The following is a 24607-nucleotide window of genomic DNA, read 5'->3' as shown; positions in this document are numbered from 1 at the left end:
GACACCGACAGAACGGGCGAACCGGTAAAAACCACTCCGGGAACAGTCAAGTATACTTTCTTATACTTTTGTCCTCGGAATCTGCATCGGATTTATGTTGCCATGTATGGTTTTGTCTACCATGGCAACACGGGACGAAAATCCCGACTTCGAAACGCACAGAGAGTCGCTCGGCCACGACCCCGCAGACGCCCGCCCCGAACTCGCGTCAGACCTCCGCTCTGCTGTCGATGGCGACGTTCGCTTCGACGAGTACACGCAGATACTCTACGCCACCGACGGGAGTATCTACCAAGCCCGACCCGTCGGCGTCGTTTTTCCGACCTGCATCGAGGACGTACAGGCGGCGGTTCGAATCGCCGCGGAGTTCGACACGCCGATTCTTCCGCGCGGTGCCGGTTCGTCGCTTGCAGGGCAGTCGGTCGGGCCGGGGTGTGTCGTTCTCGACTTTTCGCGCGAGATGAGCGAAATTCTCGACGTTGACCCGGATTCGAAACGCGCAACCGTCGAACCTGGCGTCGTGCAGGACGATTTGGACGACCACCTCCAACGGTGGGGGCTGAAGTTCGCGCCCGACCCCGCTTCCTCGAACCGGGCGACAATCGGCGGCGGCATCGGCAACAACTCGACCGGCGCGCATTCCGTTCGATACGGCATCACCGACGCCTACACCGCGGAACTGGAGGTGGTACTGGCCGACGGGTCGCTCATCCGCACTCGCGAAATCAGGGTAGATAGCGAGGAGTGGGACGAAATCATCGAAAGCGGCGGGAAGGAAGCCGAACTGTATCGAATCGTCCGAAAACTGGTTTCGGAAAACGAAGACGAAATCGAATCGCGCTATCCCACCCTGCAACGCTCGGTCAGCGGCTACAATCTCCACAAAGTCGTGTACGAGCGCGACGGCGAGACGTACATCAACCTCTCGAAACTGTTCGTTGGAGCGGAAGGAACCTTGGGCGTCGTCGTCCGCGCGACGCTGGATTTGGTGACCCGGCCCGAGGAAACCGCGCTCGCACTCTACTGCTACGACGATTTGGTTTCGGCGCTGTCGGCGGTTCCCGACGCCCTCGATTTCGATGTCAGTGCGGTCGAGTTGATGGACGACGAGGTGTTTCGGCTGGCCCGCGAATCGACCGAATTTGCGGAGTACGCCGAACCAATTCCGGAGAACGCAGAAGCCGCGCTGATGCTTGAGTTCGACTCCGAACTGCACTCGGATTTCGAGGAGGCCATCGCAGAGACGAACGCTCATTTCGTCCACGCAGGAGACGCCTTCGACGTGCTGGAAGCCTACTCGGACGGCGACCAAGCGCGCCTCTGGAAGCTCCGCAAAGCCGCGATTCCGCTCCTGATGAGCATGGACGGCGACCCGAAACCCTACCCCTTCATCGAAGACGCCTCGGTGCCGCCCGAAGAGTTGGCGGAGTACGTCCGCGAGTTCATGGCGATTCTGGACGACCACGATACCACGGCGGCGTACTTCGCCCACGCCGGAAGCGGGACGCTCCACATTCGACCGATTCTAAACCTGAAGGACGAGGACGGCATCGAAACGATGCACTCCATCGCGGAGGACGTTACGTCGCTCGTCCTCACCCACCACGGAGCCTTTTCGGGCGAACACGGCGACGGCCTCGCCCGAACCGAGTTCAATCCGAAACTGTACGGGCCGCAACTGTGGAACGCGTTCAAGCGACTCAAAACCGCGTTCGACTCCGATTGGCGGCTGAATCCGGGGAAGGTCGTCTTTCAGGATGACGAGGCAGACATGCGCCAAAATCTCCGATACGGCCCAGAATACGCCTCCATCGAACCGCGAACGGTTCAAGACTTCTCGGAGGAAGGTGGCTTCTCGCATCTCGTCGAACTGTGCAATGGCTGTGGCACCTGCCGACAAACCGGAAGCGAGACGATGTGCCCCTCTTACCGCGGGATGAAGGACGAGATGACGACCACGCGCGGGCGGGCGAACCTCCTCCGGGCCGCCATCAGCGGCGAGATTCCGACCGAAGAGTTGTACACCGACAGATTTCAGGAGGAAGTGTTAGACCTCTGTTTGGGTTGTAAGGGCTGTGCCCGAGATTGTCCGACCGGGGTAGACCTCGCAAAACTGAAAGCCGAGGTGAAACACGCCAGCCACCGAAAACAGGGGGCGAGTTTCCGCGACAAGTTCTTCGCCGAGGCGGAGCGCGCGTCCGCTCTTGGAAGCGCGCTCGCGCCGGTTTCGAACTGGGCGACGAAACTGCCGGGTGCCGGATTGCTCGCCGAAAAGACCCTTGGAATCGCCGCGGAGCGCGATTTGCCGCGATTCACCCGCGAGACGTTCACCGATTGGTTCGAATCGCGGGGGCCGCGAATCTCGCCCGAAATCGCCACCGAGCGAGTGTTGTTCGTCCCCGACACGTTCACCAACTACAGCTATCCGGAACCCGGAAAAGCCGCGGTTCGCGTGCTCGAAGCGGCGGGGGTTCACGTCCAAGTCCCGGACAATCTCGCGCCGAGTGGTCGCGCCGCCTATTCGGAAGGCTTCCTCGACAGAGCGCTCGACCGGGCCGAAACGAACGTTTCGGCCCTCGAAAACCGGGTCGAAGACGGCTGGTCTGTCGTCTTCGTGGAACCCTCCGACGCAGTGATGTTTCAGGACGAATACCGCGATTTACTCTCTGATTCGGCGGTCGAAACAGTCGCGGAGAACACCTTCGGCGTCTGTGAATTCATCGACAAAAAACGGCTGGACGACGGAATCCGGTTTCGAGAGGTTGACGAATCGCTCGCCTACCACGGCCACTGCAACCAGAAAGCGATTCGAAGCGACCATCACGCCGTCGGCGTCCTCCGCAGAGCAGGATACGAGGTTGACCCCCTCGATTCGGGATGCTGTGGCATGGCGGGGAGTTTCGGCTATCGCGCGGAGCAGTACGACCTCTCGCAGGCAATCGGGAGAATCCTGTTCGAACAGGTGGAAGCGAGCGACGCCGAAACCGTCGTCGCGCCCGGCGCGTCCTGTCGAACACAACTCGAAGGCCGTGGTGAGCGTCCGCCGCACCCAATCGAAAAAGTCGCGGCGGCACTGCATCGACCATGACTCGTTAGCGCCCGTAACTATTTATTCGAGAACGCGCCACGTTGGGTCATGTCAGCCGACACCGTCTCGGTTTTTCGAGACTCCTTGCGGGAACTCGATGTCGGATTCACCCGGACGACGACCGTCGAGTTCGACCGGGCGCTCTCGGATGCTATCGTCGAACCCGTATTGGGGACAGAACTGCCGTTCGACGGCGTTTCGCTCCCCGATTCGATTCCTCGATTCGAAGGACGTGATTCGACCGTTGACGCGCTCGAAAACGCGAAAACCGGCGTCACGCACGCCAGCCTCGCAATCGCGGACTACGGAACTGTGGTGATTGGGCCGACCGGAGCGGGCGAAGAACGAGTTAGTCTCCATCCAGACCGCCACGTGGCCGTCGTCGCCGAGCGCGACGTAGTTCCCGGAATGACGGGCGCGTTCGGCCGACTAGAAGCGATTGCACGGTCCGGCGGGAGCGCCATCTTCGCAACTGGGGCGAGCGCGACGGCAGACATGGGGTCGCTCGTTCACGGTGTCCACGGGCCGAAGAACGTCCACGTCATTCTCATTTCCGACCGATGACGGGGAAAGCCGACAACATCCGGAATCTACTGGCGACCGAGGGACGAAACGTCGAAACCAACACGCGAACGTTCAACAACGGACGATACGAATCCACCGCGGAACTCGAACAGTACGAGGAACTGAAATCCAAAGCCCGAACGATCAAGGAAGACGCAATCGAGCGTCTGCCGGAACTGGTCGAAACCGTGCGGAAATCGGTCGAAGCCAACGGCGGAACGGTGTATCTCGCGGACGACGCGGAAGACGCGAATCGGTACGTCGCGGAAGTCGCAAACGACGCTGACGCCGAACTGCTCGTCAAGAGCAAGACGATGACCGGGGAGGAAATCGAGGTCAACGACCATCTCGCGGAGTCGGGAATCGACGTGTACGAAACCGACCTCGGGGAGTTCGTCCTGCAGGTTGCCGACGAAGCACCGTCACATCTCGTCGCACCCGCGATTCATCGTTCCCGTGAGGACATCGCGCGACTGTTCAACGGTCATTTCGACCCGGACGAACCGCTCAAAACCGCAGAAGACCTCACGGCGTTCGCCAGCGACTACCTCGGCGAGCGGATTCGAAACGCAGACGTTGGCCTCACTGGTGCAAATTTCGTCGCCGCAGAAACCGGAACGCTCGCGCTCGTCACCAGCGAAGGGAACGCCAGAAAGACAGCGAGCGCGCCGGATACCCACATCGCAGTCGCAGGCGTCGAAAAATTGGTTCCGACAATCGGCGACTTACAACCCTTCGTGGAACTCATTGGACGCTCCGCGACCGGACAGGACATCACCTCCTACGTGTCGTTTCTGACGCCCCCGGTCGAAACGATGACCGATTCCGACGAAAATCGGGAGTTCCACCTCGTCCTGCTGGACAACGGACGGATGGCCATGCGTGACGACGACGTCCTCCGCGAGACGCTGTACTGCGTGCGCTGTGGTGCCTGCGCGAACTCCTGTGCGAACTTCCAGCACGTCGGCGGCCACGCCTTCGGCGGCGAAACCTACACCGGCGGAATCGCAACCGGATGGGAGGCCGGCGTTCACGGCCTCGACAGCGCGAGCGAGTTCAACGACCTCTGTACCGGTTGTTCTCGCTGTGTAAACGCGTGTCCAGTCGAAATAGACATTCCGTGGATAAACACCGCTATCCGCGACCGAGTCAACCGCGAGGGCGGTGGCAATCTCGATTCGGTGTACCACGGCCTCCTGCCGGACGACGAACCCGCCTCTCTCAACAGAGGAAAGCGACTGTTCGGTAACTTTTCGACGCTCGCCAAACTCGGAAGTCGTTTCGCTCCCGTTTCGAACTGGGTCGCCGGTTCGACGGCGACTCGGCAATTTCTGTCGTGGGCGTTCGGTATCGACCCGCGACGGGAACTGCCGGAGTTTCAACGCGAGACGCTGGTGGAGTGGTTCGCGGCCCGCGAACCACTCCATACGAATGAAGAATCAACTTCGAAATTAGCAGAACGCGAAGCGATTCTGTATCCCGACCCATATACGAACTACATTCTCGTCGAGCGGGGCAAAGCCGCCGTGCGAGTCCTCGAATCGTTGGGAGTTTCTGTGCGGATTCCAACTTTGCCACCGACCGGACGTGCGCCGCTCTCGCAGGGGATGGTCGAAACGGCGCGAAGCAACGCTCGGGCGCTTTCGGACGAACTTGCGCCACACCTCGATTCGAATCGGGACGTGGTCGTCATCGAACCGAGCGACCTCGCCATGTTCCGGCGAGATTACGAGAAATTGCTGCCCGCGCCCGATTTCGACCGTCTCGACGAGAACAGCTACGAACTGTTCGAGTATATTTACGGCCTGCTGGAAAACGGTGCCAATCCGGACGCGCTCTCGCCCTCGGCATCGGAGTCCGATGCCGAGGGTGAGGCCGAAGAACAAGTTACCTACCATCCCCACTGCCAAGCGCGAACGCTCGGCCTCGAACCGTACACCGTCGCCGTCCTCTCCCGATTCGGCTACGAAATCGAGACGACCGACGTGGAGTGTTGTGGCATGGCCGGAAGTTTTGGTTACAAATCCGACTACTACGACCTCAGCATCGCAGTCGGTGAATCTGCTGTCGAAAATACGACAACAGAATGTGTCGTCGCAAGTGGCGCATCGTGCGTCGAACAGTTCGGTGCGCTATCGAAACTGTCGCCAAACCATCCAGTCCAGTTACTGACTTGCGGTATTGAATAAATTTAAATCTACTGCCTGAATTGTAGGTGACGAACACCGAGGGCGACTCACCAGATGCAAGTTATCGAAATCACTTATATCGTACTCAGTGCCGTTCTCGCGGCGACCGGTCTTACCATGGTGGGACTGGCGATGCGGGCATATTTACAGACCAATCGTCGGTCGATGCTCGTCCTCTGCATCGGCTTTTCGATTCTCGTCGCGGCCGCAATCGCAACAACCTTCAGCGCGTTTCTGTACGATTTTCAAAACAGTCGCGTGCTGCTGACTGTGAACTACGGCGTTTCGACGATTGGGTACCTGTTCGTCATCTACAGCGTGACGGGTGCCGACTAAGCAGAAAACCAGCCACACCGCCGACCGACTAGCTATTTTTGTCCGCCAAGCGTTTGCAGAATCATGAGTAAACTCAGGCAGGCAGTGCGCGCGAGCGACCCCGTCGTCGGAACGTGGGTGACAATCGGCCATCCGGCAGTTGCGGAAATGAGCGCCGAACTCGGATTCGATTTCGTCGTCATCGACGCGGAACACTCGTCTATGTCGCTCGAAACCGTCGAAAACCTCGTTCGAGCGGTGGACGCGGCGAGCGGCGAAACGCAACCCGTCGTCCGCCTGCCGGACGACGACCCGACCCGAATCAAGCGCGTCCTCGACACCGGCGTTTCCGGTGTTATCGTTCCGATGGTCGAAACGGCGGAGCAGGCCCGCACAGTGGTCAAAGCGACGCGCTATCCGCCGGAAGGGGTTCGGGGCGTCGCCGGGTCACGGGCCGCGAAGTACGGACTCGAAATGGGTGACTACTTCGAACGCGCGAACGACGACCTCCTCGTGATGGTGCAGATAGAATCCGCAAAGGGCGTCGGACACGCCGGTTCGATTGCGGCGGTGGACGGCATCGACGCGCTGTTCGTCGGCCCGGCAGACCTCTCGGCATCCCTCGGTCGGTTCGGCGAAACCGACTCCCTCGACACCGAGATTTCCGCTGTTTTGGACGCCGTCGGCGAATCCGACACCGCGGTCGGAACCATCGCCCTCGACCCCGCCGACGTCGAGCGCTGGGCCGAAACCGGGTTCGACTTTCAGGTCGTCGGTATCGACGCCGACTATCTGCTGGATGGAGCAACGCGCGCGAAACGGGAATACGAGGAACTGATTCGATGACTCTCGTCTGCTATCACTGCGGCAACGAGACGGAAACCGGTGCGCGCTGTGCGTGTGGGGAACCGCTCTGGCTGAAAACCGACGCGAGCGAATTTTCGTGGCCAACTGTCGCTCGGTCGAAAGCCGGACTGTGGCGCTACGGCGATTTGCTCCCGACGGAACCGCTGCCGGGAGTCGGTCTGACGGCGGGGGGAACGCCGCTGATTCGAACTGAGAGAGTGGACGACTACGCCGGATGTCGGTTGTGGGTCAAAGACGAGAGCGCCAACCCGACGGGAACGTTCAAAGACCGCGGAAGCGCGGTGGGCGTCGCCCGCGCGCTGGAGACAACGGAAGACGAGGGCGACTGGGTCGGCACCGTCTCGCACGGAAACATGGCGATGAGCATGTCCGCGATGTCGGCCAGCGCAGGCGTGAATTGCCTCGTTCTCGTGCCCGACGACATTCCGGCGGAGCGCCTCGGACACATCACACAGTACGACCCGAAACTCGTGCAGGTCGGGGGAGAGTACGGAAAACTATACTACGACAGTTTGGAACTACCGGACGTTCGGTTCGTCAACTCCGACACGCCGTATCGCGTGGCGGGGCAAAAGACCACGGCGCTGGAAATCTGCGAGGCGTTTGCGACCGCTCACGGCGACCCTGCGGGGTCGCCGTTCGCTGGTTTCGAAGCCGAAAGTTCGGATTCTGTTTCAACGTCGGAATCGGTCGAATCCCGGGATTCGACCGATTCCCCCACTGCTCCCGACGCAATCGTCGCGCCGGTCAGCAGCGGTGGTCACGCGAGCGCCATCTGGAAAGCCCTTCGGGAACTCCGCGAGGCGAACCTGCTCGACTCGGTTCCGCGACTGTACTTCGTGCAGGCGTCCGCCTGCGACCCGATTGCACAGGCGTTTCGCGCCGATGCCGACGAGGTTCGTCCTGTCCAAGGTGAAGAGACGGTAGCCTACTCAATCGCCAATTCCGACCCACCGAGCGGTAACCGCGTCCTCGCCGCGGTTCGTGACATCGGTGGTGCGGTGCTGTCGGTGTCCGACGACGAGATTCTCGACGCGAAACAGCAGTTCGCCCGCCGTGCAGGGCTTTGCGTCGAACCCGCCTCCGCGACCACATTGGCGGGAATACGCCAGCTTTCGAAATCGGGTGAGATTTCGCCGGACGATTACGTCGTTGCAATTGCGACCGGAACCGGGTTCCGCGAGCAGGGGGCGATGCCAACCGCGCCACAATCGATTCCCCTTGCTGACCTCGCAGAGCGAGTCCGTTCGCTGGTGTCGGGCGTACAGCGCGCCAATATGTAGTCGGTCGCAATGATTCCTCCGTTGACTATCACCTCAACGCTCGTGAACAGGATGTCTGGCCCGTAGGGTTCCGTCACGGTTCCGTTCATCGGCCCGAGCAGTGCCTTCCCCTCGTCGCCTGTCACGGTATCACGGTAGTAAACCACGATACTGTAGTTGACCCATTTCGGTTTCACCGAGACAGTGACGTTGTCGCAAGTGTATTCGATGTCGGCAGTCGGCGTGACGAACTGATCGGTCGCTCGCTCGCCCGATTCGGTCGGATGTCCGGTCGCTGGCACCGCAACCCCGTGACCGAATCCGACCGCGATAATCAGTATCGAAACCGCCCCCTTGGTCAGTGTGTGTCCCCCAAAACCCATGCCACCATCACGCCGTCCGTCAGGTTAGGCGTTGTTGCCACCGGTTCTGTAGCTATTTGTCACACTCTATTGAATTGTCAGATTCACCGGTTTTTTCGGCTTTGCGGGATTCGTCGGCGAAAACCAGTTCCTCGATTTCACGGCGGTCGCCGTTCTCGTAGCGATACACCGTGTCGGATTCCTCGTCGCGGGTTGCTCGGTGCGACCCGTCGCAGAACGGATATTCCGGGGAGAGTCCGCAGAGGCAGATTGCAATGTCACCCTTCTTCTCGTCGATGTCGTCTGCGTCGATTATCCGCGGACTGGTTGCGGTATGTCTGACTTCGCGGACCATGTGCGGAGTTGTCGTTCCCGACACTTCAATTTCGGCGTGAAATCGGCGTTTCGGGGATTACTCTTCGCTGACCACTCCTTCCTCCAGAATCGTCTCCTCTGCAACCGATTCCTGAATCCGGATTCCCTTCGACGCGAGATGGCGCAACTGCTGGCGCGCGAACTCCTCTTCGCGCGTTCCGCGGGTCGCCAGTACGTACATTCGGGCGCGTCCGGCGGGGCGCATGGTTCGCCCGGCACGCTGGGCACCCTGCCGCCGCGACCCGCCGAGTCCCGACGCGACGATTGCGAGTTCGGCATCCGGCAGGTCGATTCCCTCGTCGCCGACGCGGGAGATGACGAGAGTGTCGAGTCGCCCGTCGCGGAACGCTTGCAGGTGTCGCTCGCGCTCCGGATGTGGCATTTGGCCGCTGATGAACGGAACACCCAGCGCGTCGGAAATTTCGTCACCCTGCTCCAGATACTCCACGAACACCAGTGCTTTCGCGGTCGGATGTTCGGCAAGCAGGAACCGGATTTCGTCCACCTTCGCGGGATTCGACGCGGCAATCTGACGTTTGCCGCGCTGGCCCGCGTTGGCATACTCGCCGTGATAGGTTTCGTCGTCCCAACCGACGTACCGGATTTCCACCTCGGGTTCGGCGACGAATCCCGCTTCGAACAGCGCGTCCCAGTCGGTGCCGATTGGCGGCCCGATGAGCGTGAAAATATCTTTTTCTTTGTCATCTTCACGGACAGGTGTGGCAGACAATCCCATGCGGTGTTTGCTCTGGAGGTTCGCACTTCGTCGGAAAACCTTGCTTGGAATATGCTGGCATTCATCGTACACGATGAGTCCCCAGCGTCGCTGGTCGAACAGTTGCCGGTGCCTGTCCATTCCGGCGGTTTGGTAGGTCGCAATCGTCACGGGACGGACGTTCTTCTCGCCGCCGTGATATTCGCCGACCTGTTCAGGGGAGAGCGTCGTGTGGGCCAGCAGTTCGTCGCGCCACTGTCCGGCGAGTTCCCTGCTCGGAACCAGAATCAGGGTTTCACCCGAAACGGCTTCCAGCACGCCCATCGCGGCGACCGTCTTCCCGCTTCCCGGCGGGCCGACGAGGACACCGGATTTGAGGTCGATAAACTGCTCGACCCATTCGCGCTGGTAATCGCGCAGGGAGAGCGAACAGTCGATAGCCAGTTCGTCGCCCGTCTCCAAATCTCGCTCGTCCTGCACCGGGTAGCCTGCTTCGTACAGGATTCGTTTGACTTCGGCGACTTTCTCCTCGGCGACCCAACTTTCGTTGTCGGAAACCGGCGCGCGAAGGTGACTGTCGTCCAATTTCTGCCGCGCCACGTTCCCCATCAGGTCGTCGCTCGCGGCTTCGAGAACCACGTAGTCGTCTTCGTGCGTGTAGAGTCGGAACTGTTTCGCGCGTTTCCACTGCTGTTCGACGAACTGCTCGATATCGGGCGACTGCTCCGGAAGCACCTGCCGAACCGTCCGCATCAGATTGTCGAGGGAGTCGTACGGCGCAGACCAGATGTCCTCTTGCCGAATCCGATAGCTGTAGCCGCCCTCGCGGGTCGTCTCCGTCAGGTGCGCGAACTGCGAGAGTTGCGCCCGGGTGAACTGCCGCGGTTGGTCGGCGACGATTTCCCGGCGTTTCGGAAAGACGACGATTCGCTCCCGGTCGGCCAGTCGCTCCCATTCGGTCGGGAACCAGACGACAGGGTCGCGTTCCACGTCGAGGCGGGACACCTCGCGCTCGTCAGCCAATCGTTCCAGCACGCGGTTTGCCTCCTCGTGCGAGCAGTCGAGCACCCGAGCGACTTCGTCGGCAGTGAGCACCGGACGACCGATGTCCTCGACGGCGTCGTACACGTCCGAAATCCCGTAATCCTCGTCGGTCACTGCCCTACGGTTGGTTCTCCCGCGGAATACCCGTTACGACTCGGGTTACCGATTCGGGCGACCGCCCGAATCGTCCACGTCGTAGACACCTGCCTTCCGCAGTTCGCCGCGCTTTTCGAGAACGGTCGGCGTTCGACAGACCCCACGGGCACCGGTCGCCTGCGGGACGGTGCAGTTGTTGCAGTTTTCACAGACGACGGCGGTTCCCGTTTTTTCGTCTCCTTCGCTTCCCTTGTTGCCCTCGCCTCCTTTGTTCCTCTCGCTCCCGTTCCCGAGAATCCGGGCCGGAAGTCGCGGTTCGGCGTAAAACGGTCGGCCCATTCCGACAGCATCGCAGTCACCTTCATCGAGCAGTCGGTCGATTCCGTTCCGGGTTCGGATACCACCTTCTGCGAGCACCGGAACCGAAACTCGGTCCGTCACCCGGCGGGTAAACGGGCGGTTCCACGCTGGGTCGAAATCGTACTTTTTCGACTGAAGCCAGTTCAGCAGGGCGACCATACTCGCCCGCCATTTACTTCCGAATGCGTCGGCGTAGCCCTCGCGAAATCGCTCGTCGCGCCACGCGCGGGCCGGGAACGCGCCGCGAACGATGCTCGCGTCCCAGAACACGGAGGCCTGTACCGGAACGAGCGCGTCGAATCCGACATCGGAGAGTCGGTCGCAGATTCGAACCCCGTCCGCGAGCGAGAGATGTTTTCTGACGAACGGCGGCGCGGTCGTCTCGGCGGGCACTTTCGTCACAATCGGCACGTCCGGGCCGACTCGTTTCCGAATCTCGTCGTGAACGAGTTCGAGAAAGTTCGTTCGTTCGGCCAGCGACCCGCCGAACTCGTCGGTTCGGCGGTTGTAAAACGGCGAGAGGAACTGCTGGACGATACCCATGTTCGCCCCGGCGATGTGGATTCCGTCGTATCCGGCGTCGATGGCGTGCTTCGCGCTTTCACCGAAATCCTCGGCGAGGTCGTACACCTCGGCCGTGTCGAGGACGTGCGCGTCGTAGGAGAGAAATCCAACGCGGTCGAGCGCCCGCAGGACGGCGGGCGGGCGCGAAACCGCGAGTTGCCGGAGGTCGGGATGTTCGGCGCGATAGCCCGCGTGCCACGTCTCCATGCTCCTGAGCCCGCCGTGTTCCAACTGGACGAAAATCCGGCTGTCGTGGTCGTGAATCGCGTCGGTTAGCCGTTCCAGTTTCGCGACGAATTTCGGGTCGTGCACCCGCGTCATCCCCGGTGCAGCACAGCCACCCTTCCCACGAACGATGGTTGCACCCTGACAGACGAGGCCGACTCCCGACTCCGCCGCGGGTTCGAGTTCCCGAATCAAGGCGTCTACCGCGTCCGGGCCGTTTCCGGCGCATTCGAGGAGCGGGGCGCGATAGAGGCGGTTCGGCAGTTCGACGCCCGCGATTTCGAGAGGGTCTTCCAGTTCGGGCACGTTGGGTTTGGATTCGTCGGGTTTCAGCGTAAAGGTTTGTGGCGAGATGGTGGCGGGCAGGCCGCTGGCCTGCCCGCTCTGTAGTTCGAAGTATTTCGACAACATAGCAAAGGTGATACTTTATAACTAGTAGCGAAAATCCACACCTATGGGCGATACACCTCGTGAACGACTCTACGAAAACGCGACGGGAATCACGTCGATGGTAGTCACGGGTATCTGGCTCGTGGCCCTCCTTAGCGGGCAAGGCTGGTGGCTCTACGCCCTGCTCCTCGGCTACATGGTCGTCATTCCAATCGTCTCCATGCTGTTCGACCAAGAAGACCAAGTCGAAAACTGGTGGAACGATTCGTGGAACGAACCCGACTGGTGGAACGGATTCGGCGGACTCGGGGAAGCGAAATCGGACAAAGCTGAAAAGCCGGAGGAACCGACCGAATCGAACAACAAAAACGCCCTCGACACCCTCAGGAACCGGTACGCCAACGGCGAACTCACGGACGAGCAGTTCGAGCGAAAGCTGGAGCGACTCATGGAAACCGAGACGATAGAGGACGTAGAAGACCGATTTCGTGCAGACGAGCGTGAGCGACTTCGGGAACGAGAATAGTTCGACAACTGATTTTCGATTACTTCTCCTGCTCTTCGGCCCACGAACTCAGTGTCTGCTGAACCGCCGCCTCACCCACCGCCCGCCCGAGAACGTCGTATCCGGCGCGTTCGCCGCGGTCGTTCGCGGAGGCGATGAGGCGCGAAACGATGAACTCGGGGGTCGATTTGCCGACGGTATCGAATCTGGGCTGGTAGTCCACGAGCAGTTCTAAGTTGTCGTCCAGTCCTTCCGCGAAGATACCGTCCTTCCGCGCTTGGTCGGGAAGCGGGTTCAAATCCTCCGCGAGGTGGGTGACGAAGACGCCGAGCGCGCCGCGGTCTACTGACAGGCCGACGAGGCCGTGCAGGAGGTTAGCCGCACTTCCGGGTTCCGTAATCGCCTCGAACTCGTCCACGAGCATGAGGGTGCGCCCGTCGTCCGTGAGCGGCGGGACGATGTTTCGAAGCGTGGATTCCAGCACCCCGGCGTTGAAACTGGCGTGTCTACGGTGGAAGACGATGGTGTCCGACATCGAAACCTGTGCGCGTTCTGCTGGAACCGGAAGTCCCATCTGGGCCAGCAGGGCGACCTGACAGAGCGTTTCGAGCAGGGTGGTTTTCCCCCCGCTGTTCGCCCCGGTCAGGACGGTCACTCTGTCGCCTTTCGGCGGCCCGGCGACGCCGTGCTCGCCGATTCCGTAAGTTATCGGCTGAACGTCGTTTCCGGTGGCGAGAAAGAGGTTTCGCGCGTCTTCGACGGCGAAGCCTTCGTCCACGAACTCGGGGCGTGTGAGCGAAAATTCGTCGGCGAATCGAGCCAACGAGAGCGAGACGGCGAGGTCGTTGACAGCGGAAACGGCGGCGTCGATTGCGTCTCTCGCGTCCTCGATTTTCGCTTCGAGTTCCGCCGCAACCGTCGATTCGCGCTCCTCGACCGTCTCGCGCTGTTCGGCGACGAGTTCGCGGAGCGATCCGCCGACAAAATCCGTGGCGTCGGTGGCTTCGCCGACGGTTGCATCACGGATTCGCTGTGGTTCGATGTCGGTTTCACGGGCCACGTACTCGACGTAGCTCTCGCGGAACTCGTCCGGGTTTCGCACGTTTCCGGACTGAACCGCTTCGATAACGTCCAACGCGCCACTTTCAAGTTGTTCGACCGCCGTCAACTGTTCGCGGCGGCGGTCGAGTTCGTCGTCCGCTCCCTCGGCGACTCGACTGCCGTCGAGTTTGCCGAGGGCACCGACCGCGGCGTCGAGGGCCGACTGGTCGATTTCCGCGACGGGGGCGAACGCGCCCTCGGTCGTTTCGGTCGCTTGCAGTGAGAGGGCCGTCTCGACGGCCGTTCGTTCGCTTCCGTCGTATTCCTCGAACGCGGCGAGCACCGATTCGCGCTCGGCGTCGGACAGGTCGTCCCACGATGTGACGGCGTCCATCACTGAATCGAGTCGATCGGTCGCTTCTTCGGGGGAGCGAACTGGCGTCATGACGCGAATCCGGTCGCCAGCGTCGGGCGTCACGGCGTAGTCGCTGGCGAGGTCGAGAAGCGATTTGTAGACGGAGCGCGTGTCCCGCGTCGCCAGTACCGCCATTCCCTCGCCGCCGTTAGCCTGCCGAAGAATCCGAGTCGCCCGGCCCCTCGACAAGCCTGCGTTCGAGAGGACGCGGACGTTGCTCGATTCGATGGCCTGAATCGCTCGTTCGACGCCAAGTTCGGTTTCGAGCAGGTCGCTCGTTTTCGGTCCCACGCCCCAGTAGTCCTCCAACCTCATACCTGTCGGCTGACACGCACCGGTATTAACGATTCCCGTTCGACCGAAATGTAAAGACAGTTGGTGCTGTACTAATATTATGCTCTCTAAGTCAGAATCTAAATCGGAATCGAGAATTCTTCATCTTGGTGACAGCCACGTCGAGATAGGGAAATCGGGGCATATCGAGCGAGTGAGAGGAGAGCGAGAAATTATAGAGAGCTTAGAAACGGCCGATTGTGTTCTCTGTGAACACGCACCCCCCGACCACGATGCGCTGTCGTCTCTCGAAACGATTCGTAAACGCGATTCGGCCCTCCCGGTTCTCGTTCTGACTGCCGACGAAACCGTCGTCCCCGACGTTCTTTCGGCGGGTGCGACCGACTGCGTTCGACCCGGCAGTCCGGAACTGTTAGCACATCGAATCGAGCGTGCAATCGACCAGTATCGGACACAACACAGGCAATCACAGACCGAAGCGCTGCTTTCAGGAATGCCGGACGCCATCATCACGATAGGCGAAGACGGCAGTATCAAATGTACCAACGATGGTGTCGAACGGGTTTTCGGCTACGAGTCGGACGAACTCGTCGGGTCGCCGTTGACGGAACTGATACCGGAACGCCTCCAATCGACACATCGGAAATCGCTCGCTCGCTACGTCAAAACCGGCGAGCAGCGGGTCAATTGGGGATACGTTGAGACGACCGCACAGCACAGGAACGGAGCCGAAATCCCGGTCGGGCTGTCGTTCCGCGAAGGAAGGTACGACGGCGAGCGAACGATTACCGGAATCGTCCGCGACATCTCCAAACGCAAACGGGTCGAAGCGGAACTCGAACAGTCGCGCGAACGGTATCGAAAAGTAATCGAGACGAGTCCGGAGGCGATTCTCGTCGCCGACACGGAAACGGGTTCCATCATCGAAGCGAATCCGGCCGCCGAGACCCTCCTCGGACGCCCGCAAAACGAAATAATCGGGATGCACCACTCGGAAATCCATCCCGTCGGGCGTCGGGCGTTCTATCGACATATTTTCGACCAGCACGCAGAACGCGGCGGCGTCACGAAGGACGCGACAGGTATCAACATCACCCGACCCTCCGGAACTGAAATTCCGGTGGAAGTCAGTTCGAACGTGACAGAGCTCGGCGACCAGCAGGTACTTCACGCGATTTTCAAGGACGTATCGGAGCGAAACGCGCGCGAGCGAAGCCTATCGAGGCTTCGCTCTGCGACGCGCGACCTGATGCGGGCGGAAACGAAAGACGAAATCTGCGAGGTAGCGGTGTCGGCGGCGAGCGAGATACTCGACCTGTCGCTCTGTGGTATCTATCTCGTGGATGCCGAGGAGTGTGTCCTTCGACCCGCCGCAGTGACGGGACGAGCAGAAAAGATACTGGACGAAATACCAAAGTCCGAGGCCGAAAACACACTTGCGTGGTCGGTGTTCGAATCCGGCGAAGCGACTGTTTTCGATGACCTGAGCGACAAACAGCGGGCGTGCAATTCGGAAACGCCGGTCGAAACGGAACTCATCCTCCCGCTGGCCGACCACGGCGTGTTCGTGGTCGGGTCGGTGTTCGAAACCGAACTCGACGAACACGTCCACGATTTCGCGGAGATTCTGGCGGCCAACGTGCAATCCGCGCTCGACCGAGCAGAGCGAGAAGAGACGCTGTCGAAGCACCGCGAGGAGTTAGAGGAACTGAACCGTATCAACGCGGTCATCCGCGACGTTGACCGAACGCTGGTGCAGGCGACGAGCCGCGAGGAGATAGAATCCGCGGTCGCAGAGCGGTTGGTGACGGTGGAACCGTATCAGTTCACGTGGATCGGCGAGTACGACGCCAGCGCAAAAAGCGTCTACCCGGTCGCACACGCCGGAGACGAGGGCGGCAAAGCGTATCTCGAATCGGCCATCAGGCCGAACGACGAGTTCCGGGGGCCAGCGACGAAAGCGTTGGAAACGGAGAACGTGGTCGTCATCGCGGACATCGCCACCGACCCGACGTTCGAACCGTGGCGCGAGGAGTCACTCGACAGGGGATTTCGTTCGCTCGCCGCTATCCCGATTCGGTACGACGAGACGTGTTACGGCGTCCTCGTCGTTCATGCGAATCAAACCGGCGCATTCGACGAGCGCGAACGGGCGGTGCTCGCCGAACTCGGCGAAACCATCGGTCTCGCGATTGCCGGAATCGAGAGTCGAAAGGCGCTCGTTTCCGACTGTGTGGTCGAGGTGGAAATCGAATCGAAAGAGGCGAACAACGTCTTCGTCCAGCTACCGCAGGAGTTGGGATGCGAACTCGACCTGCTCGGAAACACGCTCGCGTCGGATGGGGCGCTCCTCTGTTTCGTAACCGTGTCGGGCGCAGAATCTTCGGACGTTATCGACTGGGTATCCGGATTCGACAGGATAACCGATAGTCGCATCCTCCACGAAACCGAGACGGAGTGCGTCCTCGAACTACGGTACGAAAAAGCGCCGTTCGTCACGGCGCTGGCGGATAGGGGTGCGACGGTCGCGAGCGCGGAAGCGGACGAAGACGGCGCACGAGCGGTCATCGAACTCCCGACGACCGCGAACGTTCGGGGGATGGTCGAAGCGATTCGGGACATGTATCCGGATATGTACGTCGTTGCACAGCGCGAACGGGACACGCCCGAACCGACCGTGACAGAGTTTCGGACGACGTTGGGCGAATCGCTGACCGACAGGCAGTGGACGGCGTTGGAGACGGCCTATCTCGCTGGCTTTTTCGAGTGGCCGCGAAACAGCACGGGCGAGGACGTAGCGGCGTCACTCGGCGTGTCACCGCCGACGTTTCACCAACATCTGCGACGTGCGCAGTTGAAGCTACTCGGAACATTCTTCGACCGGTGAGGTTTTTATCATCCGCTCGGTTGTTCCGGCATGCGTCTCATTCAGGTCCTCGTTCCGGACGACTGCCGGGACGCCGTTCTCGCCGTGTTGAACGACGAGCGTATTGATTACGTTCTCACGCGCGAGGAAAGTAACGGCGACAACTCGGCAATCGTTCAGTTTCCACTCCCGGCGCAGGCCGTGGATAGGGTTCTTTCCGACCTTCGAGAGGCAGGTCTATCCGACGATTACACCGTCATCGGGAGCGTAGAAACGGCACGGACGCCGAACATAGAGGAATTGGAGGACAAGTTCGTCAAGGGTGGCGACGAGGACGACAGCATCGCTACCGACGAAATCCGCACGAAAGCGCTCGGGATGAATCCGAGTCCCGTGACCTACTACGCGATGACCGTGCTATCGGCAATCGTCGCAACCGCCGGACTCCTGCTCGATTCGCCCGCCATCGTGGTCGGGTCGATGGTTATCGCGCCACAAGTCGGATCGGCGATGACGGCGAGCGTCGGCCTCGTACTGAACGACCGGCACATGATTATCGACGGGTTACGCTCCCAAATTCTCGGGTTGGGCGTCGCCATCGTCAGTGCGACGATTTTCGGCTGGGCGCTCAAATCGGCACAGTTCATTCCGCCGTCGCTCAACGTGGTGACGGTGAATCAGATAAGCCAGCGCATTTCACCCGGCTTTCTCTCGGTAGCCGTTGGTCTGTGTGCAGGAGCGGCGGGGGCGTTAGGGCTTGCAACCGCCTTACCGGTTTCGCTCGTCGGTGTCATGATTGCCGCGGCGCTCATTCCCGCGGCGGCGGCGGTCGGAATCGGACTCGCGTGGGGGCCGCCGGTTATCGCACTCGGCGCGTTCGTCCTGTTGGTCGTGAACGCCGTTTCCATCAACGCCGCAGGCGGCGGCGTCCTGTGGCTACTCGGCTATCGACCGGTCGAAGGAACAACGATCCGAAAGGCGGCCCCGACGCTCATCGCTGTTGCCGTCCTGCTCGTCGCGTTCGCTGGGTCGGGGCTGGTGATGAGCAAACAGATGCAGACGGAAAACGCCGTCAACGAGGAAGTGCAGTCGGTACTCGAACAAGAGCGGTACCAGCAGCTCGAACTCGTGAAGATACAGGTCGAGTTCGACGACATGGGAACCCTCGACGACAGTCAACAGATTACCGTCGTCGTGCGTCGTCCGACGAACGAACCGTATCCGCAGTTGTCGGAGCGACTTGCGAGCAAAATCTCCGGGCGACTCGACGGAAAAACGATAGTCGAAGTGGAGTTCACCGAGAGCCAGCGGTCAACGGTGAAAACGTAAAGCCGTAATTGGTCGTGATGTGGTAGGCCGACGTTCCCCAGATGTAATCCTCGCCGGGCCACCACGTTCGGGCGTTGTTGAATCCACCGACGAGAACGCCGTCGTCCGGTTTTTCCGGGTCGGGATGGTAGTTGACGCTGCCGCTGTCGCCGTCGGCGAAATCCGACTGCGACCCCCATTTGAGTTGCCCGCGTTTGCACACTTTTCCGTAGGCGCAGGTCAGTCCGTCGATGGCGTGGAGGGTTCCAGTAGAGTGGCCAGACCGATACGCGACTTTTTCCAGTTTTCCGCCACGCGCTTTGAGTTCGGCAAGCCCTTCGCGCGTGAACTGCCCGACGACGGTGGCCGGTGAGACGCCGTGAATCTCGCTCGCCGGGCGAAACCCGTTCACGGGGTCGATACGGACGAAATCGTCGAGTTGGTAGCCTCTGCGAACTTCACCGATTTTCCGCGGGCCGTCGTCGCCGAAGGCGAAGAACGATTCTCCGTGATGTTGTTCCGCATCGCCCCCGAAAACGTGGTTCGAGGTGGCGAAAAACGGGGACGTTCCATCGTACATCGCGGGCGCGAGCGTTCCGCTGGACTCTCGGGTGCCGCATCTGATACCCCCCGGAACCAGTTTCCCGCCGAGCGAATCGGAACTGTGGTTCCGATTCGCGTTCGTCGAATTCGATTCGACGCGGCTCAGTTCGACTGGCACGTCGCCGACGCGTTCCGGAACTGCGCCACTCACTTCACTTCCGGTCACGTCGACCGAGAGCGCGGCGTTTCGGCCGCCGAACTCCCCCGGAACGACGGCGCTTCCGACCACACCCGGAATCGAAGCCGGGGCGAGTCGGCGGTGAGCGTCGAAAGCGGAGCGGAGGTTTTCGAACCAGTCCGCGGAAACCGTCGTCGTTCGGGGTTCGAAGTCGCTCCCGCGCGCGTACGCGAGTGGAACTTCGTTTCGCCCCGCCGCTTCCATATCGTCCGGTGTGAGTAACGCCGCCATCGAACCGAATCCGGCCCCGAGAAGCGTCGAAACGAAGCGCCGTCTGCCCATGGTTCCGAAACGTCTGTCGAGTGTCGAACGCGCCGCTGGCCGTCGCTCTCCGTCGTTTTTGTGTCCCATCGTGTCGTCTCCCCATTCTCGATACCCGGTACGATGGGCAAGTATTTGAATTTCGGCCGTCAGGTTCAGCAATCGACACGAAAAATTATCTGAGACGCGCCGGGAGGAGATTTTAGGCCTGCCGAAAAATGGGAAGTTTTACGTATCTTTAGGCGAGCCTAAAACATGAGTATGGTAGCAGACGAGTCGAAACCCGTCACCCGCCGACGATTCATCACGGGAAGCGGTGTCGCTAGCGCGGCGCTGCTTGCCGGGTGTACCAGTGGCAACGACGATAGTGATGAGACACAGACAAGTACCGGCGGAACCGGCGACGGTGACGGCGGAACAGGCAGTGACGGCACGACTACCCAGTCAGGGCCGTACTCGGTGTCGATGGAACCGGTCGGCGAAGTGGAGTTCGAATCAGTGCCGGAAACGTGGCTGACATACGAAGCCGGATACGCCGACATGGGTGTCGCGCTCGGCATGGGTGATAGCTTGCAGGCTATCGGCCTCCCGAGTCGATTCCATACGCAGTACTACGACGAACTGTCGGGCGTTTCGATGGACAAATCCTCGCTAACCACCCTGTACAGCGAAGGGGTAGACCGCGAGATATTCTTCCAACTCGACTCCGACGTTCACCTCATCGACCCGAACTGGCTGGTCAACAACTCCGCGTTCGGACTGGAGCAGCAAGACGTAGACCAAATCGGGTCACAGGTCGCTCCCTTCTTCGGTAACACCATCTTCCGCCGAACGGACTCGTGGCACGACTACCAGTACTACACGATGTACGAAGCGTTCGGGAAGATTGCGAAGGTGTTCAAGCAGGAAGAGCGATACCAGCAGTTCAAATCCTTCCACGACGACTACATCTCCGGCTTGCAGTCGGAACTGCCTGCGGAGAGCGACCGTCCGAGCGCCATGCTCCTCTGGCAGGCGGAGAACGAACCCATGGAGTTCTCCCCCTATCGCCTGAGCGACAAAGGGACGAACAAAAAGCAGTGGCACGACCTCGGCGTGAAAGACGCCCTCGACGGCACCGGAATCGAGGGCCTCAGCACGACCGAACGTGGAACGGTCGATTACGAGACACTGCTGGAGGTTGACCCCGAAGTCATCCTCCTGCGCGGACACGAGACGAAGAGCAAAGAGGAGTTCCAGAACACCGTCGTCTCGTTCATGAAAAACCACAACGTGGCGAGCGACCTGCAAGCCGTGAAAAACGACCGCGTCTTCCGCGGCGGCCCGATCTATCAGGGACCGATTATCAACCTCTTCACGACCGAGAGCGCTGCAACGTCGCTCTATCCGGACACTTTCAGCGGAAAACTGTTCGACCGTGAGAAGGTGGCCGATATCATCACCGGCTAAGGAGAAATCAGCAGTAACCACGAAACCAGCGGAACGTCAGTGTATCGTCAACCGAACGACGCGAGCACGGTGGGCATCGCGCTCGTGTTCAATCCCATATCACAAATTACCCTCATTTTTTACACAGCAGAGAACGAGAGAACACTCCCCGAAAGTCAACCAACCGATGAGCGCGAAGTGGCCTATATAATTTCAGACAAACAAATCTGAACTGAGATGAATATCACGTCGGAAGGCGGAAAATAAAGCAGATTTCGGTGCAGTACGGAAAACCAAAGCTCTTATCGGCGTTTAGGGAGACCTAAAGTCAAGAACGAGGACTCGAAATCGGCAAAGTGCAAGCAGCGGCACTCGATTCGACCGAGTCACACAGAGAGGATATATGAGCGAGAATTTCGAGAACGAGGTAACGAAGACGTTCGACGGGGCGCTGGCGGCAGTCGCAGTCGTCAGCACAGCCATCGTCGTGATTGGCGGACTAGTGCAGGTGAGTTTCGGGGCGTTTACGATGTCGCTCGAACAGGCGTGGGGGGCGGTGTTCGACCCGAAGGTGATAACGAATCCCGACGTGCTGATGGCGCTGCTCCTCGGGAACGAAATTCCGGTGGAGTTGAGCAGTGAAACCACCGTCGTCTGGAGCCTTCGACTCCCGCGCGTCCTCATCGGGATTCTGGTCGGTGCCAACCTCGCCATCTCGGGAGCCATCTTTCAGGCCGTCACGCGCAACGAACTGGCCAGTCCGTACATCCTCGGCGTGAGCCACGGCGCTGGTTTCGCCGTCCTGCTCACGCTCATCGTCTTCAGCGGTCTGTCGATGTTCCTCCCAATATTCGCCACACTGGGTGGCATCGTCGCGTTCATCATCGTCTACGCTATCGCGTGGAAAGGCGGGACGAGTCCCGTCCGCCTCGTGCTAGCCGGGTTCATCGTCGGAACGATTTTCTACTCGTTCCAGCGCGGCCTGTTCTTTTTCGCACAGGACATCGGCGTGGTGCAGACCGCCCTCGCGTGGACGACCGGATCGCTCACGGGAACCGGGTGGGAGCAAGTTAGAACCGCTCTGATTCCGACGCTGTTCATCGTCCCGATTTCCCTCGTCGTGTCGCGGCAGTTGAACCTCCTCCTACTTGGCGAACGAACCGCCCGGTCGCTCGGAATGTCGGTCGAACGCGTCCGATTTATGCTCTCCACATTGGCGATTCTCGCCGCGAGCACCGCCATTTCGGTGGCCGGAATCGTCAGTTTCGTCGGCCTCATCGTCCCGCACATCGTCCGAAACGTCGTCGGAACCGACTATCGAAAACTGGTTATCGGCTGTCTGTTCGCGGGGCCTGCACTGGTCGTCGGTGCAGACGTGGGCGCGCGCCTCGCGCTCAACCCCGTTCAGGTTCCAGTCGGCATCGTCACCGGACTGGTCGGCGGGCCGTACTTCCTCTATCTCATGCGAAAGCGACAACAACTGGGTGAACTCTGATGGTGGAAAAAGAAGGGACGGAGGGCGAAAGAACGGCTTCGAACCGGGATGTCGTCATCGTCGGCGGCGGTGCGTCGGGCCTCTCCGCCGCGGTGTTTCTTGCCCGGTATAGACTCGATACGCTCGTACTCGATGGCGGAACCGCCGCGATTCGTCAGTGCGTGCATCTGGAGAACTATCTCGGCTTTCCCGGCGGCATTCCGCCGGAGACGTTCCTTGCGATGAGCAGGGAGCAAGCCGAACTCGCAGGGGCGGAGATTACGGACGGGATGGTCGTCGCCGCCGAGAAAACCGACGACGGGTTTCGCGTGACGACACAGGACGGGCGGGAAGTCGAAACGAATCGGCTGGTCGCCGCGTCGGTCTACGATGCCGAATATCTGTCCGATTTCGAAGCAGAGTTGGAATCCGTCGAACACGACGGGAAAACGCCGGTTCCTGGGTTGTACGTCACTGGGTGGCTCGGGGAAGCGGAACACCAAGCCATCGTCAGCGCGGGCGACGGTGCGCGGACTGCGCTGGCGCTCGTCCGCGACGTTCGGCGAGAGGACGAGGAACTCTGGGATGAGGCCGCCGAGCACTACTACGATTGGACTGTCGAAGAGGGACGCTACAGCGGAACGAACTGGGAGTGGTTGGACGATTTAATCGCCGAGCACGCGCCGGAGAGTGCGACTCCCGAGAATAGAGAGCGAATGAAAGAGCGACTCAAGCACGAATACACCTCACTGGAGATGGACGACGAGGAGCGAGTGAAACGAGCGGAGCGCGGACGGAATCTCGTCCGAAAACACGTGGAGGAAATCGAACCATGAGCGAACGAACACCAGCGGACAAAAAACGAGAAACAGACGGTGGAATGGTGGCAGAACGCGAAAAAGGGAAAGCTGGCGAAGAGCAGAAGCCCGAAAACGCGAGCGAACTACGCGGAGTCGATTTGGAAATCGGCTATCCCAACTCGGGAATCATCGTCGAATGCGAATCCATCGTTGTTCCAGCGGGCGAAATCACGGCCCTCGTCGGGCCGAACGGAAGCGGAAAAAGTACGCTTCTCAAGGCGATGTCGCGGGAACTTCATCCCGAATCGGGAGTCGTACAGCTCGATGGCGAGGACGTACACTCACTCGGAACCAAAACGCTGGCCCGAAAACTCGGCTTGCTCTCACAGGAGAACGAATCCCCCGGAAACCTGACCGTCGAAAACCTCGCGTATCACGGGCGTTACCCGCATCGCGGCTTTTTCGAGTCGAAGACGGAAGAAGACCACGAGGCCGTAGAAAAAGCCCTCGAACTCGCGGGGGTCACCCATCTCCGAGACGAGGAGATGGGCAGTCTCAGTGGCGGCCAACGGCAACTCGCGTGGATTGCGATGGTGTTGGCCCAAGATACGGACGTTCTCCTGCTGGACGAACCGACCACCTACCTCGACCTGCGCCACCAACTTCGCGTGCTGGAAGTCGTCCGTACCCTCGCACAGGAAGAAGACCTGACGATCGGCATCGTCCTCCACGACATTTCACAGGCGGCCCGCTACGCTAACAACCTCGTCGCCCTACGTGACGGCGAACCATACGACTGGGGACCACCGAGCGAAGTCGTGACGGAGGAACTGTTGGCCGACGTGTTCGGCGTCGAAGCGACAGTCGGAATCGGCCCGGAAGGGCCAGTTGTCACCCCCCGGCGGCCGCTGTAATTCCGGCTGCGTCGTTCTAAATTCATCTCCATGAGACAATCATTACAGCAGAGTATTTACCGCACTATTATCATATTTCAGATCTGAATAACTTGTTATTCTGC

At 60.4% G+C, this 24607-nt stretch carries 18 protein-coding genes; 13 read left to right on the top strand and 5 right to left on the bottom strand.

Features of this window, described 5'->3' with window-relative positions; all coding sequences use genetic code 11:
• The first annotated feature begins 121 nt into the window (after positions 1–121).
• The 6 genes from BW974_RS18705 to BW974_RS18680 all read left to right on the top strand — a co-directional run bounded on the left by BW974_RS18705 (position 122) and on the right by BW974_RS18680 (position 8306).
• On the top strand, positions 122–3088 hold the full coding sequence (locus BW974_RS18705) for an FAD-binding and (Fe-S)-binding domain-containing protein (protein WP_076431803.1): 2967 nt from the start codon (positions 122–124) through the stop codon (positions 3086–3088).
• Between the two features lie 48 nt (positions 3089–3136).
• On the top strand, positions 3137–3652 hold the full coding sequence (locus tag BW974_RS18700) for an LUD domain-containing protein (protein ID WP_076431801.1): 516 nt from the start codon (positions 3137–3139) through the stop codon (positions 3650–3652).
• A complete protein-coding gene (locus BW974_RS18695) occupies positions 3649–5841 on the top strand; it encodes an LUD domain-containing protein (protein ID WP_076431799.1) in 2193 nt (730 codons plus the stop codon). The genes BW974_RS18700 and BW974_RS18695 overlap by 4 nt, the downstream gene beginning before the upstream one ends.
• 54 nt (positions 5842–5895) lie before the next feature.
• Positions 5896–6177 (top strand): DUF7521 family protein, encoded by a 282-nt coding sequence (locus tag BW974_RS18690; RefSeq protein ID WP_076431798.1) that lies wholly within the window; start codon positions 5896–5898, stop codon positions 6175–6177.
• A 63-nt stretch (positions 6178–6240) separates the two neighbouring features.
• Positions 6241–7002, top strand: a complete 762-nt coding sequence (locus BW974_RS18685) for an HpcH/HpaI aldolase family protein (RefSeq protein ID WP_076431796.1) — start codon at positions 6241–6243, stop codon at positions 7000–7002.
• Positions 6999–8306: a threonine synthase gene (locus BW974_RS18680; protein WP_084186386.1), complete on the top strand. Its 1308-nt coding sequence runs from the start codon at positions 6999–7001 to the stop codon at positions 8304–8306. Before BW974_RS18685 ends, BW974_RS18680 begins: the two co-directional genes overlap by 4 nt.
• 414 nt (positions 8307–8720) lie before the next feature.
• On the opposite strand, the gene BW974_RS18675 is transcribed toward BW974_RS18680, so the two are convergent.
• Genes BW974_RS18675 through BW974_RS18665 form a run of 3 tightly spaced genes read right to left on the bottom strand, consistent with a single transcriptional unit; the run spans position 8721 to position 12332 of the window.
• Positions 8721–9002: a CDGSH iron-sulfur domain-containing protein gene (locus tag BW974_RS18675; protein ID WP_076431795.1), complete on the bottom strand. Its 282-nt coding sequence runs from the start codon at positions 9000–9002 to the stop codon at positions 8721–8723.
• A gap of 57 nt (positions 9003–9059) precedes the next feature.
• Positions 9060–10895: a DEAD/DEAH box helicase gene (locus BW974_RS18670; RefSeq protein WP_076431793.1), complete on the bottom strand. Its 1836-nt coding sequence runs from the start codon at positions 10893–10895 to the stop codon at positions 9060–9062.
• Between the two features lie 45 nt (positions 10896–10940).
• Entirely contained in the window at positions 10941–12332 is a 1392-nt protein-coding gene (locus tag BW974_RS18665) for an oxidoreductase (protein WP_076432240.1), read from the bottom strand.
• 148 nt (positions 12333–12480) lie between these two features.
• Here BW974_RS18665 and BW974_RS18660 point away from each other — a divergent pair, with 148 nt between their 5' ends.
• Positions 12481–12942: an SHOCT domain-containing protein gene (locus BW974_RS18660; protein WP_076431792.1), complete on the top strand. Its 462-nt coding sequence runs from the start codon at positions 12481–12483 to the stop codon at positions 12940–12942.
• 19 nt (positions 12943–12961) lie between these two features.
• On the opposite strand, the gene BW974_RS18655 is transcribed toward BW974_RS18660, so the two are convergent.
• Positions 12962–14692 carry a MutS-related protein gene (locus tag BW974_RS18655; RefSeq protein ID WP_076431790.1) on the bottom strand — a complete coding sequence of 577 codons (1731 nt, stop codon included), beginning with the start codon at positions 14690–14692 and terminating at the stop codon, positions 12962–12964.
• A 79-nt stretch (positions 14693–14771) separates the two neighbouring features.
• Between BW974_RS18655 and BW974_RS18650 the strand changes: the two genes are divergently transcribed.
• Positions 14772–17558 (top strand): PAS domain S-box protein, encoded by a 2787-nt coding sequence (locus tag BW974_RS18650; protein ID WP_076431789.1) that lies wholly within the window; start codon positions 14772–14774, stop codon positions 17556–17558.
• 30 nt (positions 17559–17588) lie between these two features.
• Complete coding sequence (locus BW974_RS18645) at positions 17589–18866, top strand: TIGR00341 family protein (protein WP_076431787.1); 1278 nt, start codon at positions 17589–17591, stop codon at positions 18864–18866.
• Here BW974_RS18645 and BW974_RS18640 read toward each other — a convergent pair.
• Complete coding sequence (locus BW974_RS18640) at positions 18832–19977, bottom strand: hypothetical protein (protein ID WP_076432238.1); 1146 nt, start codon at positions 19975–19977, stop codon at positions 18832–18834. The genes BW974_RS18645 and BW974_RS18640 overlap by 35 nt on opposite strands.
• A gap of 165 nt (positions 19978–20142) precedes the next feature.
• Between BW974_RS18640 and BW974_RS18635 the strand changes: the two genes are divergently transcribed.
• From BW974_RS18635 to BW974_RS18620, 4 genes are all read left to right on the top strand, one after another.
• Positions 20143–21336 (top strand): ABC transporter substrate-binding protein, encoded by a 1194-nt coding sequence (locus BW974_RS18635; RefSeq protein ID WP_076431785.1) that lies wholly within the window; start codon positions 20143–20145, stop codon positions 21334–21336.
• 382 nt (positions 21337–21718) lie between these two features.
• Positions 21719–22810, top strand: a complete 1092-nt coding sequence (locus tag BW974_RS18630) for a FecCD family ABC transporter permease (protein ID WP_076431783.1) — start codon at positions 21719–21721, stop codon at positions 22808–22810.
• On the top strand, positions 22810–23625 hold the full coding sequence (locus BW974_RS18625) for an NAD(P)/FAD-dependent oxidoreductase (protein WP_076431781.1): 816 nt from the start codon (positions 22810–22812) through the stop codon (positions 23623–23625). Before BW974_RS18630 ends, BW974_RS18625 begins: the two co-directional genes overlap by 1 nt.
• A complete protein-coding gene (locus BW974_RS18620) occupies positions 23622–24503 on the top strand; it encodes an ABC transporter ATP-binding protein (protein ID WP_076431779.1) in 882 nt (293 codons plus the stop codon). Before BW974_RS18625 ends, BW974_RS18620 begins: the two co-directional genes overlap by 4 nt.
• Positions 24504–24607: the final 104 nt, after the last annotated feature.

This window comes from Haladaptatus litoreus (assembly GCF_900156425.1).
GTDB lineage: Archaea > Halobacteriota > Halobacteria > Halobacteriales > Haladaptataceae > Haladaptatus > Haladaptatus litoreus.
The sequence above is the reverse complement of the archived record's forward strand: the minus strand, read 5'-3'. Positions and strand labels throughout refer to the sequence as shown.